Source organism: Caulobacter sp. BE254 (genome assembly GCF_031457295.1).
In the GTDB taxonomy this organism is placed as follows: Bacteria; Pseudomonadota; Alphaproteobacteria; order Caulobacterales; family Caulobacteraceae; genus Caulobacter.
Window position 1 is genome coordinate 443,947 of the sequence record NZ_JAVDWJ010000001.1, and the last position, 16,776, is coordinate 460,722.

General features: G+C 67.4%; 18 protein-coding genes and 1 pseudogene. 13 read left to right on the top strand and 6 right to left on the bottom strand.

What is annotated here, in order from left to right:
* Positions 1-269: 269 nt before the first annotated feature.
* The 3 genes from J2X41_RS02055 to flbT form a co-directional block, all read right to left on the bottom strand.
* Complete coding sequence (locus tag J2X41_RS02055) at positions 270-1,088, bottom strand: flagellin (protein ID WP_310079227.1); 819 nt, start codon at positions 1,086-1,088, stop codon at positions 270-272.
* Positions 1,089-1,334: 246 nt separating this feature from the next.
* A complete protein-coding gene (gene flaF, locus J2X41_RS02060) occupies positions 1,335-1,697 on the bottom strand; it encodes a flagellar biosynthesis regulator FlaF (protein WP_310079228.1) in 363 nt (120 codons plus the stop codon).
* Positions 1,687-2,082 carry a flagellar biosynthesis repressor FlbT gene (gene flbT / locus J2X41_RS02065; RefSeq protein WP_310079229.1) on the bottom strand — a complete coding sequence of 132 codons (396 nt, stop codon included), beginning with the start codon at positions 2,080-2,082 and terminating at the stop codon, positions 1,687-1,689. The genes flaF and flbT overlap by 11 nt, the downstream gene beginning before the upstream one ends.
* 197 nt (positions 2,083-2,279) lie before the next feature.
* Between flbT and J2X41_RS02070 the strand changes: the two genes are divergently transcribed.
* The 8 genes from J2X41_RS02070 to J2X41_RS02105 all read left to right on the top strand — a co-directional run bounded on the left by J2X41_RS02070 (position 2,280) and on the right by J2X41_RS02105 (position 9,347).
* Complete coding sequence (locus J2X41_RS02070) at positions 2,280-4,082, top strand: tetratricopeptide repeat protein (RefSeq protein WP_310079230.1); 1,803 nt, start codon at positions 2,280-2,282, stop codon at positions 4,080-4,082.
* 112 nt (positions 4,083-4,194) lie between these two features.
* A complete protein-coding gene (locus tag J2X41_RS02075; protein WP_310079232.1) occupies positions 4,195-4,914 on the top strand; it encodes a glycosyltransferase family protein in 720 nt (239 codons plus the stop codon).
* Complete coding sequence (pseH, locus tag J2X41_RS02080) at positions 4,911-5,504, top strand: UDP-4-amino-4,6-dideoxy-N-acetyl-beta-L-altrosamine N-acetyltransferase (RefSeq protein ID WP_310079233.1); 594 nt, start codon at positions 4,911-4,913, stop codon at positions 5,502-5,504. The genes J2X41_RS02075 and pseH overlap by 4 nt, the downstream gene beginning before the upstream one ends.
* Before the next feature lie 91 nt (positions 5,505-5,595).
* Positions 5,596-5,985, top strand: coding sequence for a primosomal protein (locus J2X41_RS02085; protein ID WP_310079234.1), 390 nt, complete (start codon positions 5,596-5,598; stop codon positions 5,983-5,985).
* Between the two features lie 77 nt (positions 5,986-6,062).
* Positions 6,063-6,230 (top strand): hypothetical protein, encoded by a 168-nt coding sequence (locus J2X41_RS02090; protein WP_310079235.1) that lies wholly within the window; start codon positions 6,063-6,065, stop codon positions 6,228-6,230.
* A 100-nt stretch (positions 6,231-6,330) separates the two neighbouring features.
* The gene (locus J2X41_RS02095) at positions 6,331-7,200 is read left to right on the top strand and encodes a MoxR family ATPase (RefSeq protein WP_056752143.1); all 870 of its coding nucleotides are present in this window, start codon (positions 6,331-6,333) and stop codon (positions 7,198-7,200) included.
* 76 nt (positions 7,201-7,276) lie between these two features.
* Positions 7,277-8,434, top strand: a complete 1,158-nt coding sequence (locus tag J2X41_RS02100) for a hypothetical protein (protein ID WP_310079236.1) — start codon at positions 7,277-7,279, stop codon at positions 8,432-8,434.
* A gap of 73 nt (positions 8,435-8,507) precedes the next feature.
* Positions 8,508-9,347 (top strand): hypothetical protein, encoded by an 840-nt coding sequence (locus J2X41_RS02105; RefSeq protein WP_310079237.1) that lies wholly within the window; start codon positions 8,508-8,510, stop codon positions 9,345-9,347.
* Between the two features lie 130 nt (positions 9,348-9,477).
* Here the strand turns inward: J2X41_RS02105 and J2X41_RS02110 are convergent, their stop codons facing one another.
* Positions 9,478-9,849, bottom strand: coding sequence for a hypothetical protein (locus tag J2X41_RS02110; protein WP_310079238.1), 372 nt, complete (start codon positions 9,847-9,849; stop codon positions 9,478-9,480).
* 35 nt (positions 9,850-9,884) lie between these two features.
* Complete coding sequence (locus J2X41_RS02115; RefSeq protein WP_310079239.1) at positions 9,885-10,700, bottom strand: universal stress protein; 816 nt, start codon at positions 10,698-10,700, stop codon at positions 9,885-9,887.
* A gap of 154 nt (positions 10,701-10,854) precedes the next feature.
* Between J2X41_RS02115 and J2X41_RS02120 the strand changes: the two genes are divergently transcribed.
* From J2X41_RS02120 to J2X41_RS02140, 5 genes and pseudogenes are all read left to right on the top strand, one after another.
* Entirely contained in the window at positions 10,855-11,496 is a 642-nt protein-coding gene (locus J2X41_RS02120) for an HD family hydrolase (protein WP_310079240.1), read from the top strand.
* Positions 11,462-12,485: pseudogene (locus J2X41_RS02125) on the top strand (NrtR DNA-binding winged helix domain-containing protein); the annotation flags it as partial. The gene J2X41_RS02120 and the pseudogene J2X41_RS02125, both read left to right, overlap by 35 nt.
* A 235-nt stretch (positions 12,486-12,720) precedes the next feature.
* Positions 12,721-14,565: a methyl-accepting chemotaxis protein gene (locus tag J2X41_RS02130; RefSeq protein ID WP_310079241.1), complete on the top strand. Its 1,845-nt coding sequence runs from the start codon at positions 12,721-12,723 to the stop codon at positions 14,563-14,565.
* Between the two features lie 121 nt (positions 14,566-14,686).
* Positions 14,687-14,926 (top strand): hypothetical protein, encoded by a 240-nt coding sequence (locus tag J2X41_RS02135; RefSeq protein ID WP_310079242.1) that lies wholly within the window; start codon positions 14,687-14,689, stop codon positions 14,924-14,926.
* Positions 14,923-15,816: an SPFH domain-containing protein gene (locus J2X41_RS02140; protein WP_310079243.1), complete on the top strand. Its 894-nt coding sequence runs from the start codon at positions 14,923-14,925 to the stop codon at positions 15,814-15,816. Before J2X41_RS02135 ends, J2X41_RS02140 begins: the two co-directional genes overlap by 4 nt.
* Here J2X41_RS02140 and J2X41_RS02145 read toward each other — a convergent pair.
* Positions 15,803-16,759 (bottom strand): sterol desaturase family protein, encoded by a 957-nt coding sequence (locus J2X41_RS02145; RefSeq protein WP_310079841.1) that lies wholly within the window; start codon positions 16,757-16,759, stop codon positions 15,803-15,805. The two genes, J2X41_RS02140 and J2X41_RS02145, sit on opposite strands and share 14 nt — an antisense overlap.
* Between the last annotated feature and the right edge of the window lie 17 nt (positions 16,760-16,776).

A 16,776-nucleotide genomic window follows, 5' to 3' on the forward strand; every position in this document is an offset into this window, starting at 1 on the left:
TTTTGCTCGGGGAACTAGGCAGCAAGGATCGGGCCAAAACTGCCCAGTAGGCAGAAATTGCCAAGGCCCTGAAATATCTAGGTTATGCTTTGATTTACCATAAATTCAGCCGGCATTATTTGCCGAGCTCGGCGCGACTGGGAAAATTCTGCCGGGCAAATCCAGGTTGAATTCGGACAATTCAACGAATACGGGACCGCCAAAAAAAGAAATGCCGGACGGTCCTTGGACCGTCCGGCTTTGATCGCTTCTTGAAGCCTAGTCGCCGATCACTTGAACAGCGAAAGGATCGACTGAGGCGTCTGGTTCGCGATCGACAGGGCTTGAACGCCCAGTTGCTGCTTGGTCTGCAGCGATTGCAGCTTGGCGCTTTCCTTGGCCAGGTCCGCATCGACCAGGTTGCCCACACCCGCGTCCAGGCTGTCCTGCAGCTTACCCGTGAAGGTCAGGTGCATGTCCAGGCCCGTGGAGCTGGTGCCCAGGTTCGCCAGTTTGTTCGTCGCCGTCGTCATCGACTTGGTGACGATGTCGATCATCGACTTGGCCGAGGCGGCGGTCGTGAACGACGCGGCGACCGACAGGCCCAGACCGACGAGCGACAGAGTCTTGGCGTTCACCGTGTAGGCGACACCGTCCGAGTTGCTGAGGAACTGCAACTTGGTGGTGGTGCCGTCGACGAGGCTGACGCCGTTGAACTTGGCGTTGGTGACAGCCTTGGTGATCTGGTCGCGCAGCGAGTTGAAATCCGCCTTCAAGGCGTTGAACGAAGCGGTGTTCAGCGAGGTGTCGGAAGCGGCCAGGGCCTTTTCCTTCATCTTGCCGAGCAGGTCGGTGACGGTGTCGCCAGCTGCGAGGCCCACGTCGATCGTCGATTGTCCGCGCTGGAGCGAGTCCTTCACGGCGTTCAACGAGCTCGACGTAGCGCTTTGCATCTTGGCCATCGACCAGATCGCGCCGTCGTCCTTGGCGTTGGAGATCTTCTTGCCGGTGTTGATGCGTTGTTGAGTGCTTTGGAGCTCCGAGTTGGTGGCGTTCAGGTTTTGCAGCGCGATCATGGCGCCGGCATTGGTGTTGATCGAGTTCAGCATGGTGTTTCTCGCCATTTTGGGAGGATTGCCCCGGCGTTTTGCCGGTCGGGCGTTTTGCCCGCGGAACCCATCGCAAGCGGCGGGCCACTCGGCGCCACCTCGGTAGTTTTTATAAAATGCTGATTTTTCTCGTAATTTCCTGGACGACCGCCAGACACGAAACCGCCCGGCGAATGCAGAATTCGCCGGGCGGCAGGTTTTACCGGAAAGGTTTGCCGGAGGGGCCAAGCGCCCTCCCCGCCTGGGTCAGGCGGCGTCGGCGCGGCCGGCCAGGCCTTGCATGATCATGCGGTTGATCTCGATCAACGGCTCGAAATCCTCCTCCTTGCGCATCACGGCGCTGGAGTGGCGTCCGACCCAGAGGCTGAGCGAGATGATGCTGGCGCGCAGCTGCACCGGCAGCGTGTTCTCCGGCAGCGAACAGTCGGTCGCTAGGGCCGACCACACGCGGCGGTTCCAGTCCAACGCGTCGATGCGCGTGGCGATGTCGTCGGCCGGAGCCTCGGACGCCACCATCAGCGCGCGGGTCACCTGACCGAACAGACGGTACTCCATCTCGCGCGGGTTTTCGGTCCGCGTCGCCGTCTGCTGATAGGCCCTAAGAGACATGCCCCAACCTCTGATCTTCGTATTCGATTAGCTTACGGCTCAGCATGAGCGCCTTGTAGTACTCGCGCGCCATCACGTGCTTGGAGATGGCGATGCAGTCGCTCAGCACGTCGGGATTGCGCACCACGCCCATGAACTCTGTCAGGCGGGTGGCGAATTCCTCGTACTGACGCTCGGCGGAGGCCTCGTCCAGGTACATCATCATGACCGGGAAATAGATCCGGCGCGCCGGGGTGGTGGCTTCGTCGGGCTGCATGATGTCCTTCTCACGCAGCACGGAGGCCTTGTTCTGGAGCACCAGGACGCCGCGGCGGTCGCCGTTCTGGACCACCGCGCCGTTCAGCACGAATTTCTCGCCGGGTTTCAGCGACAGCTTCAATGGCACAAGGCCGCTCCCTCTTGCATCGCTGCGTCGCCCCACCCGCCGAGATGACGGTTTCGAAGCAGAAGCTAGGCGGAGGCGGTTAACGTCTCCTTGCCAGGCCTGCGACCGTGAGCCGCAGCTTAGGACTCAATTAAGCATACTACCCCAGAGCTACTGCCTCAGACGATGACTCTCTCAAATCGCCAAGGCCTCAATTGATGTCCCGCAGCAGCGCGCCCCAGATTTCGACCAGCGCCATGATCGCGGCCCAGGAATCGACCGTCCAGCCCGTCCATGCCGGCTTCAGGGATTCGATCGCCGGCGACTCGGCCTCGGCCGCGGCCCTGGCCCGCCTGACCCGCGAGGCGCACGAACTCCGCAGCGACCAGGCCGCCAAGCTTCTCGACCAGACCATCCGCGCCATGCAGAAGGGCGACTTCGCCAAGGGCGAGAAGCTGGCGCTGAAGGCCTTGAAGCACGACGACAAGCTGGCCCTGGCCTGGCACGCCCTGGCCATAGCCCGCGAGAAGATCGGCGACTTCGCCAATTCGATGCACTGCTACGAAGCGGCGCTGAAGCTGATGCCCGAGCACGGCGCCGCCGCCGGCGACCTGGGGCGGCTGGCCCTGCGCATGGGCATGGCGGACATCGCCGCCAAGCTGTTCATCCACTATCTGGAATTCCGCCCCGACGACCTGGAGGCCATCAACAACCTGGCCAGCGCCCTTCGCGACCTGAACCGCAACGAAGAGGCCATCGCGATCCTGCGGCCCGCGATCCAGGACCATCCCGAGGTGCCGTTGCTCTGGAACACCCTGGGCACGGTGATGTGCAGCATGGGCGACGCCAAGACGGCCGTCACCTTCCTGGACGAGACGATCCGGCTGGAGCCGACCTACGGCAAGGGCTACCACAATCGCGCCTACGCCAAGCTCGACCTGGGCGACGTCCAAGGCGCCCTGGACGACGGCGAACTGGCCCTGGCCTACACCACCGCGCCCGAAGAGCTGGCGACCATGAAGTTCGGCCGCGCGACCGCCCTGCTGGCGCTGGGCCGGATCGAGGAGGGCTGGAAGGCCTACGAAGCCCGCTTCTCCAAAGACCTGGTCGAAGCTCCCCGGTTCAACATCCCCGCCCCCCGCTGGACGCCGGGCCAGCCCCTGGCCGGCAAGCACCTGATGATCTGCGCCGAACAGGGCCTGGGCGACGAGGTGATGTTCTCCAACCTGCTGTCGGACGTCGTCGAGGCCCTGGGTCCGGACGGCAAGCTGTCGCTGGCCGTGGAGCGCCGGCTGATCCCGCTGTTCGAGCGCTCCTTCCCCCAGGCGAGCATCACCGCTCACCGGACGATCGCCTTCGAGGGTCGCATCTATCGCGGCGCGCCGTTCATCGAGGACTGGAGCGGCATCGAGCTGTGGGCGCCGATGGGCGCGCTGCTGGAGACCTTCCGGCCCAGCATCGCTTCGTTCCCGAGGCGTCCCAGCTTCCTGGCCGCCGATCCGGACCGGGTGGAGCATTGGCGGCGCGTACTCGAGGACGCGCCCAAGGGCCCCAAGGTCGGCGTGCTGTGGAAGAGCCTCAAGCTGGACGGCGAGCGCGCCCGGCAGTTTTCGCCCTTCCTGCTGTGGCGGCCGGTGTTCGAGACGCCCGGAGTCACCTTCGTCAACATCCAGTACGGCGACTGTTCCGAGGAGATCGCCATGGCCCGCGAAGCGTTCGGGGTGGAGGTCTGGCAGCCGCCGGGCATCGACCTGAAGCAGGACCTCGATGACGTGGCGGCGCTGTGCTGCGCCATGGACCTGGTGGTGGGCTTCTCGAACGCCACGATCAACCTGGCCGGGGCCTGCGGCGCGCCGATCTGGATGCTGGGCGGCGCGGCGGCCTGGCCTCGCCTGGGCCAGCCCGACTTCTATCCCTGGTACCCGCAGGCGCGGTGCTTCGTCACGGCCGACTACAACGACTGGAACCCGACCATGCAGGCGGTCGGCGCGGCCCTGCGCGAGCGCTTCCCGGCCGGTTGACACGCCTGAGCCGTTGAACGGAAAGGCCGCGCCACGCGGACACCGCATTTCGACGCTAGACGAACGCCGGTGTCCGGGCTTCAAAGATCCCGTCCCAACCTCGGATACGCCCTTGCCGCTCGCCATTCTCCAAGCTCGCATGTCGTCGACGCGGCTGCCCGGCAAGGTCCTGGCCGAGGTGGCCGGGGCCCCGATGATCCTGCGGCAGATCGAGCGACTCCAGCGGGCTGCCCGGCTGAACCGGATCGTGGTCGCCACCTCGGACCAGGCCAGCGACGACTCGTTGGCTGTCTGCCTGATCGCCGCGGGCGTGCCGGTGTTTCGTGGACCACTGGACGACGTTCTGGCGCGCTATATCGGGGCGATGGAGGCCTTCGGACCGGTTCGGACCGTGGTGCGGCTGACGGCCGACTGTCCGCTGGCCGATCCGGAGCTGGTCGACCAGACCCTGGACCTGCACCAGCGTTCGGGCGCCGACTACACCTCCAACACCCCGGCCCGGCGCAGTTTCGCCAAGGGTCTGGACGTCGAGGTCTTCGAATCCGTGGCGCTGAAGATCGCCGCCGAGGAAACCGCCGATCCCTACGACCACGAGCACGTCACGCCGTTCCTCTACCGCCATCCCAACCGCTTCAAGGTCGAGGGTCTGGAGCAGGCGGCCGACGAGGGCGCGGTGCGCTGGACGGTCGACCGACCCGACGACCTGGACTTCGTCCGCGCCGTGTACGATGGACTCTACGCCGCCAATCCGGCCTTCACGTCCGACGACGTGCGCGCCTTCGTGCGGAGCCGGCCCGACCTGGCCGCCCTGGGGGGAGATCGCCGCGTATGAGCACCCAAGCCGCGGACAGTCCCGCCCACGCCGTCGTCCTGCGCGACGTGACCGAGGCCGACCGCCAAAGGCTGCTGGACTGGCGCAACAGCCCCGAGGTGGCGGCCTTCATGTATTCCGACCACACGATCGGCCAGGCCGAGCACGACCGCTGGTTCGACGGCATGGCCGGCGACGCCCGCCGGCGCTACTGGGTGATCGAGGTCGACGGCGAGCCGGTGGGCCTGGCCAACCTGGCCGACATCGACGCGCGCAACCGCCGTTGCGCCTGGGCCTACTACCTGGCCAGCCCGTCGGTCCGCGGCCTGGGCGTGGGCTCCTATATCGAGTTCTGGGTCATCGAGTACGTGTTCAAGGTCCTGGGCTTCGACAAGCTGTGGTGCGAGGTGCTGCTGTCCAATGAGGGCGTCTGGAAGCTGCACGAGCGCTATGGCTTCCAGCGCGAGGCCCTGTTCCGCCATCACGTGATCAAGGACGGCGCGCCGGCCGACGTGGTGGGGCTGGGCCTGCTGGCCCAGGACTGGCCGGCCCGGCGCGAGGCGATGGCCCAGCGCCTGATGGACAAGGGCTACGCCCTGCCCTTCGCCTGATCGATCGACGGAACAATCGTCACGGACGACGGGTTGAATCCGGGACCGCGAGGGCGCGCCGCCCTCGCTTCTCGAGTTCAGGGAGCCCGCCATGCCCACCGACATCGACTACGACGACCAGGACGGCGCCGAAGCCCTGGACGAGACCAACCTGACCGACGACGGCGAGGATATCGCCAATTTCGACGAGCTGGACGACGTCTATGACGTCACCCAGGCCGACGGCGACGCGGACGAGGATGACGAGGACGTCGACGACCTGCTCGACGACGAGGACCTCGAAGACATCGACGACGACGTCGAGGGCGAACGCGACGACGAGGGCCTGGACATCGAGCGCGAGCCGCTGGCGGCCATCGCCGGCGACGACGAGGACCTGGAGGACTCGGTCTCGGACGACGACGACAGCGCCGCGGACTTCGAATCCACCGAGCTGGCCGAGGACGACATCGAGTCGCTGGGCTACGCGAAGGAAAGCTGAGATCTTCAAGACCGGCGGCCCGTTGTCGAAGCTGGATCGCTCGACGCCCGAATCCGCCGGGCGACAGGAGCGCGACCATGCCCGACGCCACGCCGAATGCTCACAGCGACGACCAGGCCGAAGATCTCGATGACCAGCTCGAAGAGGGGCTGGAGGACAGCTTTCCGGCCAGTGACCCGCCCTCGGTCGTCCGCCGACGTCGCAAGCCGTCGTCCGGGCAAACCCAGCCGAATGACGAGGACTGACGATAAGCCGGCTTGATCCGGCCGACCCTTGGTCTGTAGGTTAGCCCTGATTTGAACAACTGTTCGAGGCGGCTCGCCGGAGCCGCCGTCAGGAAACCGAATGAGCTCGCGCTTCGAAGGCACCGCCGACTACGTCGCCACCGACGACCTGAAGGTGGCCGTCAACGCCGCCGTGGCCCTGGAACGTCCCCTGCTGATCAAGGGCGAGCCGGGCACCGGCAAGACGGTCCTGGCCTACGAGGTGGCCAAGGCGATGAACGCGCCCCTGCTGACCTGGCACATCAAGTCGACCACCAAGGCCCAGCAGGGCCTCTACGAATACGACGCGGTGACCCGCCTGCGCGACAGCCAGCTGGGCGACGAGCGGGTCAAGGACGTCCGCAACTACATCAAGAAGGGCAAGCTTTGGGAGGCCTTCGAGGCCCCGGTCCGGCCGGTCCTGCTGATCGACGAGATCGACAAGGCCGACATCGAGTTCCCCAACGACCTGCTGCAGGAACTGGATCGCAACGAGTTCTACGTCTACGAGACCAACGAGACGATCGCGGCCAAGGTGCGGCCGATCATCATCATCACGTCCAACAACGAGAAGGAACTGCCGGACGCCTTCCTGCGCCGCTGCTTCTTCCACTACATCCGCTTCCCCGAGGAGGCGACGATGCAGGCCATCGTCGACGTCCACTTCCCGGGCATCAAGCAGAAGCTGGTCGCCGAGGCCCTGCGGATCTTCTACGACATGCGCAAGGTGCCGGGCCTGAAGAAGAAGCCCTCGACATCCGAGCTGCTGGACTGGCTGAAGCTGCTGCTGGTCGAGGACATCGACGAAACCGTCCTGCGCGAGAAGGATCCGACCAAGCTGATCCCGCCGCTGCACGGAGCCCTGCTGAAGAACGAGCAGGACGTCCACCTGTTCGAGCGCCTGGCCTTCCTGGCCCGCCGCGAGGGTTCGGGCCTCCGTCCGGGGCAGTAACGCTCGCCGAAAGATTGCATCTGGACGTCCGCGCCCGGCTCGGCCAACCTCTGGCCGAGTTGGGGGAGCGCGCGGCATGAGATCCTGGATTTGGGTGATACTGGGCCTGGTCATGACGGCGGCGCCGGCGGCGGCGCGCGAGGCCTGCCCGGCGCGACCGCCGGTGCAGGCGATCGCCATGCCCTCGACCAACATGCAGAGTGATCTGGTCACCCTGATCTCCCTGGGTCCGGCGATCGCTGACAAGACGCTTCAGCGCAAGGCGCTGTTGAAGGCCAAGCCCAAGTGCGAGGAGCTCGCCCTGGAGACCGGCGGCGCGACCTATGCGCTCTTCGAGACCTCGGCCGCCTCGCCGGTCCTGGTGGCGCGCACCGCCAATCCCGACGCGCCGGTCTTCTTCGTGGCCCCGTTCGCCGACATCACGGCCGCGGTCATGGCCGAGATCGAGAAACGTCCCGTCCCTCCGGCCAAGGCCAGCTACGTGCTGGGCGTCTCCACCAAGACGGGCGCCTCGGCCTTGCGGCTGTACCCGTCCGTTCCCGACAGCGCGACGTTCAAGGCCGACATCACCACGGCGCTGCTGGGGCGGATCCCGCCGCTGGTCAGTCGCGACGAGCGGACCAGGGCGATCCAGATCAACGTCCAGGCCGACGCCTACGAAGGTCCCAAGTCGACTCCCGGGGCGACGCCTCCGCCCGGCACAGGTCCCGGCTCACCGGCCGTCAGCGCGACGCCACAGAACGACAGCTTCCGCGACCAGCCGGACGGCGGGGCCCTGCACACGGCCTCTGGCTTCACCTGCCCCGCCGCGATCGACGGCTTCAAGCGCGACCGGCTGACCGTCTACGACGCCGCCCAGGGCGGCCGCGACGTCAGTTGCGGCTATGCGTCGTCCCCCGCGACGGCCACGGCGACCCTCTACCTGACCAAGCTGCCCGCCCAGTACACCCTGACCCGTGTGTTCGACACCTATGTCGAGCAGGCCAAGGCCCACACCCCATCGGTGGGCGACGTCGCCGATCCCTACCCGGCGTCCGAAGGCGGTCCGCGCCGCCAGGGGCGGTTCTGGCGCGACAAGGAAGGCCGCAACGAGGGCCTGTGGCTGGTCCAGATCGGCCCCTGGTTCGCCAAGCTGCGCGTGACCTATGCGGACGCCGACGCGGCGACGGTCCGCCGCTTGGCCGCCGACCTGCTGACGGCCATCGACGCCCAGGTGAAGCCGCCGACCGTATGAGGCCGTTACCGCGATTTCATTGGATTTCCGCGCCTTCCCAGCCCAGGTTCGCGCCGAACGGGAGATTCCTCTGATGCGATACCTGCCGCTGACCGCCGCCGCGAGCTTGGCCGCGCTGGTCGCCCTGGCGGCCTGCTCGCCCAAGGTCGAGGTCACGCACAAGGACCGCAAGGGCATGGGCAGGCACGAGCCCTTGCGGGCAATCAGCAAGCTGGACTGCCCCGACAAGCAGGGCGAGCTGACCCGGGTCAGCGCCGCCGCCGACGGCCAAGCCTGCGTCTATGCCGGCCAGAACGCCGAGGTGACCCTTCAACTGGTGACCCTGAACGGCGGCGACGCCGAGGCGGCCCTGGCCCCGATCGAGGCCGACCTGAAGACCCTGATGCCAGCCATCAAGTCGCCGCCTCCCCCGCCGGCGAACGGCAAGCCGCGCGGCGACGGCGCCAAGATCAGCCTGCCCGGCATCCGGATCGACGCCCACGACAAGGGCGCCGACATCAAGATCGGCGGCCTGACAATCAACGCCAATGACGACACGGCCGAGGTCAAGGTCGCCAAGAACGTCACCATCCGCGACGGCGACACGACCCGTAAGGTCACCGAGCGCGTCAGCGGCGGCAATTCCAATGTCAGCGTCAAGACCAGCGACGACGAGGAGGGCGACGTCGACATCCACGCCACCGACGAGGGCGCCCAGATCCGCCAACGCCGGCGCGGCGACGGGGTGCGCGCCACCCTGATCCTGGCCAGCGACAAATCGACCAGCGGCTACCGCGTCGTCGGCTACGAGGCCCGCGGCCCCAAGGGCGGCCCGCTGGCCGTGGCCGTCGTCAAGGCCAAGGGCCGCGACGGCAGCGACCACGACATCTTCGAGGATATGAAAACCCTGGTGCGGCGCAATGTGGGGGGGTGATCGTCACTTGCCCCCTACGGGCCTTCGGCCGTCTTCCCCCAGAGGGGGAAGAGCCTGAAGCGCGAGGCTCCGCCCCCTATGGGGGCGGACAGGCGGCGCAGCCGCCAGGTGGGGGCAAGTTCAAACCTCCTCAAACCGGCGTCACCTCCATCACCTTGTAGGTCAGCGGCCGGCCGTCGTCGTCGGTGACGGTGACGTATTCGCCCAGGGCGAAGCGGTGTTGGCCCAGGCGATGGACCGGCTCGTCGTCCAGTTCGACATCCTCGTCATAGTCGAAGAACCAGCGCTCGCCACGACGGTTCAGCCGGCCGTCGGCCGCGTCCTCGTCCGGCGCGAAGCGGCGCACCACGCACTCGTCCTTGGCCTTGGCGTAGGCGGCCGCGTCCAGGTGGCCGTCCTCGGTCAGCGGCGCGGTCAGGGCGTAGCCGCGGTGATCGTCGCCCCCCGCGAACTCGGTGCCGGGATTGCGGGCCAGACGCATGACGATGCGGGACAGGGACATTTGCACGTCCTCCTTCTTGCTTGAGAAACCAGGGTTTAGTGCGACAGGAACAGTGACGGCCCGTCGCTGTTCAGCAAGCTTCGGGTGGTGCCCCCGAAGATGAACTCCTGCAGGCGCGGGTGGCCGAACGCCCCGGCCACCAGGAAGTCGGCGCCCATCTCCCGGGCGGCCCCCAGCAGCAGGGCCGCGGCGTCGTTGCCCGTTCCGTCCAGCACCTTGGCCGTGGCCGTAACGCCGCGGGCCGCCAGGAACTCGACCAGCCGCTCCAGGGCGAAGCTTCGCGACGAGGCGCCCGGCGCGCCGGCCACCACCACCTGGGCGGCCTTCTGCAGCAGCGGCAGCGAGGTGCGCATGGCCCGGCTGGCCTCCTTGCCGCCGTCCCAGGCCACCATCACGGTCCCGCCGACCTTCAGGCCCGGCCGCGCCACCACCACCGGCCGCTGCTCGTCGGCGATCATCTGCTGGAACGACTCGGCCAGCGGCCCCTTGCCGCGCGCGGCGGCGCTGTCGAACACGATCACGTCCGACAGCCGGCCCTCCATGGCCAGGCCCGCCCAGACCGGCGAGTCCAGGCTGATCGCCCTGCAGCGATCGTAGCCCAGCTCGCCCACCAGGCGGTCGACGGCGCGATGGCCCTCGACGGCGGCTTCCTTCAGGCTTTCCAGGGCCGTGACCTGCACGCCGCCCATGAAGCCTTCGCCCATCCATGGCATCAGGTCGGCCATGTCGGCCGGGGCGTGGACGCAGGCCAGTTCGGCGTCGAACGCCTCGGCCAGCACCCTGGCGGACTGCAGAAGACCCCGGTCGGCGGCCGCGCCGGCCAGCGGCGCCATGATTCTCGCCCAGCTCATGATCGATCTCCGGCTCCAGGCATTTCCAAAACGGCGAGGGCGTTTCCTCAGGCTCATTTCCACAGCCAAAGGCCGGCCCCTCATTGATCTTTGTCAATCGATGGGCCAGTCCAGACAGGGTCAGGCCTGCACCTTCACCGTAAGGAACGATCTCGTGGCCAAAGGGCTGCATAAAACTCCGCCCCGGGCGTGGCAGCGCATGCTGTCGGGACGCAGGCTGGACCTGCTGGACCCCTCGCCGATGGACATCGAGATCGAGGACATCGCCCACGGCCTGGCCCGGGTGGCGCGCTGGAACGGCCAGACCACCGGCGAGCACGGCTTCTCGGTGGCCCAGCACAGCGTGGTGGTCGAGGAGATCGCCGCCCATATCAGGCCCGATCTCGAGCCGAAATGGCGCCTGGCCGCCCTGCTGCACGACGCCAGCGAATACGTGATCGGCGACATGATCAGCCCGTTCAAGGCGGCCTTGGGCGTCAGCTACAAGGATTTCGAGGCCCGGCTGGAGGACGCCATCCATATCCGCTTCGGCCTGCCGCCGAAGACGCCGCCGGCGGTCAAGAAGCTGATCAAGTCTGCCGATCGGGCCTGCGCCTTCTTCGAGGCCACCCAGCTGGCCGGGTTCGAGCACGCCGAGTCCCTGGCGATCTTCGGCGCGCCGCCGGCCGGCTACGACCTGAAGATCCTGCCCCTGCCGCCGTTCGAGGCCCAGGCCCGCTACGTCCAACGCTTTCACGTGCTGTCGCGCGCCGCCGGTTTCGAGTCCGCACCCGGCGCGGCGTTCGAGACCGAATGACCGGGTCCGGACCGACATCGGTCGTCATCGGCCTGTCGGCGGTGGTGGTGGCCATCCGCGACGGCGAGGCCGTGGTCCTGACCGTCCGGCCGCACGACGCGGTCACCGACGTCGCCAGCCCCCTGCCCGGCCTGCCGTTCGGCCCGTTCGACCCCGCCGGCCACCGCACCTTCGAGCTGGGCCTGCGGGCCTTCGTCACCGAGCAGACCCGGTTCCAGCTGGGTTATGTCGAGCAGCTCTACACCTTCGGCGACGAGGGCCGCGACGCGCCGCGCGCCGAGATGGGAGCCGGGGCGGCGCGGGTCGTCTCGGTCGGCTATCTGGGCCTGACCCCCACCGCCGTCGAGACCCGGGCCCCCGACACCGCCTGGGCCCCTTGGTCGGCCTTCTTCCCGTGGGAGGACTGGCGCCACGGCCGCCCCGCCCTGCTGGACGACGCCATCGCCCCCGCCCTGCGCCGCTGGGCCGGCGACGACGTCGGCAAGGGGTCGCGCGCGCGCCTGGCCTTCGCCCTGGACGGCGCGCCCTGGAACGAGGAACGGGTGCTGGAGCGCTACGAGCTGCTCTACGAGGCGGGCCTGGCCCCCGAGGCCGCTCGCGACCGGGCCCGGGCCGAGGGCCATGACCCGGCCGAGCCCGCCGCCCTGTCGGCCGCCTTGGGCGAGCCGATGATCTCGGACCACCGTCGGATCCTGGCCACCGGCCTGTCGCGGCTGCGCGGCAAGATCAAGTACCGCCCGGTGGTGTTCGAACTGATGCCGGCCGAATTCACCCTCTCGGCCCTGCAGCGCACGGTCGAGGCCATCGCCGGCGTCCCGCTGCACAAGCAGAACTTCCGCCGGGTGGTCGAGCGCGAGGACCTGGTCGAAGGCCTGGGCCGCCAGGACGCCGACACCGGCGGCCGCCCGGCCGAGCTGTTCCGCTTCCGCCGCGAGATCCTGGCCGCGCGGCCAGCGACGGGGCTGAGCCTGCCGCTGCTGCGGGATTAGACTCACGCGACCGGCCGGTCAGTAGAGTCTCGCCTCAAGAACTCAGCCCTCGCGCGAATTACAACCTCAGAACCTCCACTCAGAACTTAGAAACACGCTACCCGATAGCTCTTGAACAGGGCTGCGACGTTGTGACCTTAGTTATCGTCGTTCTGGAATGAGCCGGATACGTATTCATTAACTTTAATCAAGCTCCATGAGCCTCGCGAATATTAAAACTTCGGGGAGGTTGGTCATGAAATTCGTCGACAGCTGGAAAATTTCGACCAAGATTCTGGCGGCGTTGATGCTGCTGGCCCTCGCCTTCGCCGCCTCGGCGACTTACAGCAGCATCGCCCTCAAGAAGGCGGACAACGCCACGAAGGCGTTGGTCGCCCATCGCGCGCCGGCCGCGCTGGAACTGGCCCGCGTCGGGCGCATGGTCAATGTGATCGGCTACGCCACCTATCGCGTCATCGCCGAGGACGGCCCGACCCCTGGGGCGCGCCAGGCCAAGGCGGACATCGAGACTTCCACCGCCCAGCTGCGCAAGAATCTGGAAAACGCCGGACGGCTGCTGCCGGAAAACGCCGCCAGCTACACGGCGTTCGAGGCTCAGGCGAAGCAGGTTTCGGACCTGGCCGGCCAGGCGGCCGATCTGTCCCTGGAGGCCAAGGACGACCAGGCCAAGCTGGTCATGGCGCAACTCAATCCCAAGATCGCGGGAATGACCAAGGACATCGTCGACTTCAACACCAAGGCCGCCATCCGTGACGACAAGGCCGTGGCCGATCTCTCCGCGGCCGCGCGCAAGTCCATAATGATCAACATCGTCCTGGCGGTCGGCGGCGTCGCCATCGGCTTGGGGCTTGGGCTCTGGGTCGCGATCGGCAAGATCTCCCGCCCGCTGAACGGCCTTTCCGAGCGCATGCGCCGCCTGGCCGAGGGCGATCTTCAGGTGGTCATCGAAGCCCAGGAGCGTGGCGACGAGATCGGCGGCATGGCTCGCGCGGTCCAGGTGTTCAAGGAAAACGGCGTCAAGGCCAAGGAACTCGAACGTGAGGCCGAGCGGCTCCGCGCCGCCTCCGAGGACGAGCGCCGCGTCAATGAAGCCGCGCGCGCCCTGGCCGCCCAGGAGCAGGCGTCGGCCGTCGAACGGATCGGCGCCGGCCTGTCCAGGCTTTCAAGCGGCGACCTTACCTACCGCCTGACCGAGGCCTTCGCGACGGACTACGCCAAGCTGCGGGAAGACTTCAACGCGACCGTCGAGACCCTTCAGGCGACGATGGAGGAGATTTCCGGCAACAGCCAAGGCATCCGCTCCGGCGCGGGCGAGATCACCGTGGCGTCGGACGACCTGTCCCGCCGCACCGAGCAGCAGGCCGCCAGCCTCGAGGAGACCGCCGCCGCCCTGGAGGAAATCACCGCGACGGTGAAGAGGACCGCCGAGGGCGCCACCCATGCCCGCGCGGTGGTGGCCGCCGCCAAGCTCGACGCCGAGACCGGCGGCGAGGTGGTGGGCAAGGCGATTGTTGCGATGAACGCCATCGAGACCTCGTCTCAGGGCATCACCCAGATCATCGGCGTCATCGACGAGATCGCGTTCCAGACCAACCTTCTGGCCCTGAACGCCGGGGTCGAAGCCGCGCGGGCGGGCGACGCCGGTCGGGGCTTCGCGGTCGTGGCCCAGGAGGTTCGCGCCCTGGCCCAGCGTTCGGCCGAAGCCGCCAAGGAGATCAAGGTCCTGATCGCCACCTCCACCACCCAGGTCAGCGCCGGGGTCGACCTCGTCGCCCAGACCGGCAAGGCCTTGGAACGCATCGTCAATCAGGTCGCGCAGATCAATGGCGTGGTCGGCGAGATCGCCGCCTCCGCACAGGAGCAGTCCAGCGGACTTCAACAGGTCAATGTGGCCATCAACCAGATGGACCAGGTCACCCAGCAGAACGCCGCCATGGTGGAGGAAAGCACCGCGGCCAGTCACGCCCTGGCCCGGGAGGCCCAGGATCTGGCGCGACTGATCGGCCGGTTCAAGGTGGGCGAGGATGGAGCCCCGGTCCAAGCCGGTCGCCAACAGAGCCATCCCGGCCGCGCGGCGTAGACCGGGTCGATCTCGCTCCGTCCGGCTCCGCCGGACAAGGTTTCGCTCGCGTAGCGCGGCCAGACTTGCCACTCTGGCTGGAGCTTGGCCGATCGATGACGCCGAAGCTGCGGAGGGCGCCATGATCTATGCGAAGGCCACGGCCTTTCTCGTCGTCTGGGTGTCGCTGGCGATCGTGCTGGTGCGGGTCGTGGTCGGCCCGCTCTGGGGTTCGGCCACCGACATCGGCCTGGTCGCCGCGCCGATCGCCTTCGCCCTGGGCGTGGTCGCCCTCGGCAAGCTGGCGTCGATCATGCTCAAGGCCATCGCCCAAGATCGCGCCCACGCCGACACATCCACCGACGGGGACACCAGGGAATGACCGAAGACTTTCAGGCCAGGGCCGCCAAGACGCGCGCGCGGATCAAGAACACCGGGCGCAACATCGCCATCGGCGTGGTCAGCGTGCTGGTCCTGCTGGTCGGCTCGTGCGGCGTCGCCTCGCACAGCACCACGGTCGAGCCCGGCAACGCCGGGGTGAAGATCAAGACCCTGGGCTCCGGAGCCGGCGTCGTCCCCGAGCCCCTGCCCGCCCGCTGGTACTTCCGCGGCGTCGGCGAGCGGATTGTCCAGTATCCGGTGATCCAGCGCACCTACAGCTACACCCGCGAAAAGGACGAGCGCGGCAACGAGAACGAGGAGATCACCTTCTCCGACAACACCGGCCTGCCGATGACGGCCGACGTCTCGGTGACCCTGCAGGTCAATCCGGTGTCGGCGCCGAGCCTCTACCAGACCTACCGCCTGTCGTTCGACCAGCTGCTGGACGGGCCGATCCGCAACGACGTGCGCTCGGCCGTCGCCGCCGAGGCCGAGAAGGTCGGGGTCGAGACGCTGTACAGCGGCGGTCGCCAGGCGGTGATGCAGCGCGCCTTCGCCCGGGTGTCGGGCAAGTGGGCCAAGCACGGGGTCACGGTCTCGCAGATGGATTGGATCGGCTCGATCCGTTATCCCGACGCCATCATCCAGCAGATGCAGAACAAGACCCAGCTGGAGCAGGAGGCCCTGGCGGCCAAGGCCCTGGAAGCCAAGGAAACCGCCCTGGCCAACGCCGCCATCGCCAAGGCGCGCGGCGAGGCCGAATCCATCCGCATCAAGGGCGAGGCGATCCGCGCCAATCCCCAGATCCTGCAGCAGCTGGCCATCGAGAAATGGAACGGCGAACTGCCCAAGGTGACCGGCGGGGCGACGCCGTTCGTCAAGATCGACTGATCAGCCGAGGTTCCGGGGCTGTCCCTTCTCCCACAAGGGGAGAAGGAAGGATTTCGCCAGCTTCGCCAGCCGGCTCGCGCTCAATCCGCGCCCGCCACTTGGCCTTCAGGGTGTGGGATGTCTCCCTTGAGCCGTCCGGGCTCCAGCCGGGCGGGCCGAACAGGTAACCCAGCGCCTCGCGCGGCGAGCGCGACGCCCAAAGATCCCGGCCGATGCCGATCCACTCGTGGAAGACGTTGGTCAGCAGGTTGAAGCTGGTCAGGTTCTTCACCGTCCCATAGCGGCAGGGCTCCTCGTCGGTCTCGGGGATGAAGGTGCCGAACATCCTGTCCCAGATGATCAGGACGCCGGCGTAGTTGGCGTCCAGGTAGCGGGGGTTGCGGGCGTGGTGCACCCGGTGGTGCGAGGGCGTGTTGAACACCACCTCGAACCAGGCCGGCATGCGCTTGATCGCCTCGGTGTGGATCCAGAACTGGTAGACCAGGCTGATCCCCTTCTGAATGGCCACCATCGCTGGCGGAAAACCCAGGAACGACAGCGGCAACCACAGCAGCCAGGTCCCGGCCACCCCGCCCGTCCAGGTTTGCCGCAGGGCGGTCGACAGGTTGTAGTGGGTGGAGGTGTGGTGGTTGACGTGGCTGGCCCACCAGAACCGCCGCTCGTGGGAGAGGCGATGGAAGGCGTAATAGGTCAGGTCCTCGGCGAAGAAGAGCACCACCCAGACCCAGACGGCGGTAATTGGGATGGTGAAGATCCGGTGCTGATAGACCCAGAGGCTGGCCGCGAAGATCACCCCGCCCACAAGGGTTCCGGCGATGCTGCTGCCCAGGCCCATGGCCAAGGAGACGGCGGTGTCCCGGGTCTCGTAGCGGGCGTTCGCCCGGCCCATCCGCGCCAGGACGATCTCCAGGATCACGGCCAGCACGAAGAACGGAATGGCCATCTGGACGGGATCGAAGG

Bases quoted from the DNA above. Each gene is read 5' to 3' on its own strand.
- J2X41_RS02130 (WP_310079241.1), top strand. From the start codon at position 12,721: ATGAAATTCGTCGACAGCTGGAAAATTTCGACCAAGATTCTGGCGGCG.
- J2X41_RS02140 (WP_310079243.1), top strand. From the start codon at position 14,923: ATGACCGAAGACTTTCAGGCCAGGGCCGCCAAGACGCGCGCGCGGATC.
- J2X41_RS02135 (WP_310079242.1), top strand. From the start codon at position 14,687: ATGATCTATGCGAAGGCCACGGCCTTTCTCGTCGTCTGGGTGTCGCTG.
- J2X41_RS02070 (WP_310079230.1), top strand. From the start codon at position 2,280: ATGTCCCGCAGCAGCGCGCCCCAGATTTCGACCAGCGCCATGATCGCG.
- J2X41_RS02095 (WP_056752143.1), top strand. From the start codon at position 6,331: ATGAGCTCGCGCTTCGAAGGCACCGCCGACTACGTCGCCACCGACGAC.
- J2X41_RS02085 (WP_310079234.1), top strand. From the start codon at position 5,596: ATGCCCACCGACATCGACTACGACGACCAGGACGGCGCCGAAGCCCTG.
- J2X41_RS02115 (WP_310079239.1), bottom strand. From the start codon at position 10,700: ATGAGCTGGGCGAGAATCATGGCGCCGCTGGCCGGCGCGGCCGCCGAC.
- flaF (WP_310079228.1), bottom strand. From the start codon at position 1,697: ATGTCTCTTAGGGCCTATCAGCAGACGGCGACGCGGACCGAAAACCCG.
- J2X41_RS02100 (WP_310079236.1), top strand. From the start codon at position 7,277: ATGAGATCCTGGATTTGGGTGATACTGGGCCTGGTCATGACGGCGGCG.
- J2X41_RS02055 (WP_310079227.1), bottom strand. From the start codon at position 1,088: ATGCTGAACTCGATCAACACCAATGCCGGCGCCATGATCGCGCTGCAA.
- J2X41_RS02090 (WP_310079235.1), top strand. From the start codon at position 6,063: ATGCCCGACGCCACGCCGAATGCTCACAGCGACGACCAGGCCGAAGAT.
- pseH (WP_310079233.1), top strand. From the start codon at position 4,911: ATGAGCACCCAAGCCGCGGACAGTCCCGCCCACGCCGTCGTCCTGCGC.
- J2X41_RS02145 (WP_310079841.1), bottom strand. From the start codon at position 16,759: ATGGCCATTCCGTTCTTCGTGCTGGCCGTGATCCTGGAGATCGTCCTG.
- J2X41_RS02110 (WP_310079238.1), bottom strand. From the start codon at position 9,849: ATGTCCCTGTCCCGCATCGTCATGCGTCTGGCCCGCAATCCCGGCACC.
- J2X41_RS02105 (WP_310079237.1), top strand. From the start codon at position 8,508: ATGCGATACCTGCCGCTGACCGCCGCCGCGAGCTTGGCCGCGCTGGTC.